The sequence below is a fragment of the Glycomyces sp. TRM65418 genome (assembly GCF_019710475.1).
GTDB lineage: Bacteria > Actinomycetota > Actinomycetes > Mycobacteriales > Micromonosporaceae > Glycomyces.
Map to the genome: position 1 here is coordinate 1 of NZ_JAJFAX010000030.1, position 476 is coordinate 476.

1 pseudogene is annotated in these 476 nt (G+C 64.9%); it reads left to right on the top strand.

What is annotated here, in order from left to right:
• Window positions 1-476 (top strand): annotated as a pseudogene (locus K3N28_RS23185) (xylose isomerase); the annotation flags it as partial.

Genomic DNA, 476 nt, shown 5'->3' on the forward strand with positions numbered 1-476 from the left:
GCGGGGGTCCGGCAGGCGTTGTGGCACGGGAAGCTGTATCACATCGATTTGAACGGGCAGACCGGTCCGCGTTATGACCAGGATCTGCGTTTCGGTGCCGGGAATGTCGGTGGGGCGTTCTGGACCGTTGATGCGGTCGAGGAGGGTATCGCGAAGGGGCAGTATGGGGGGCCGATCCATTTCGATTTCAAGCCCCCGCGGACTGAGGATGATCGGGGGGTGTGGGTGTCGGCGGCGGCGTGTATGCGCAATTACAAGATTCTGCAGGCGAAGGTGCGGGCGTTCCGGGCTGATCCTGAGGTGCAGGAGGCGTTGCGGGAGGCTCGGGTCGACCAGTTGGGGGTGCCGACCCTGGCCGAGGGGGAGACGTGGGCGGATTTGAAGGACGTCCAGGTGGATGTGGAGGGTTTGGCGGCGAAGGGGATGGCGTTCGAACGCCTCGACCAGCTCGCCCTCGAACACCTCTACGGCGTGCG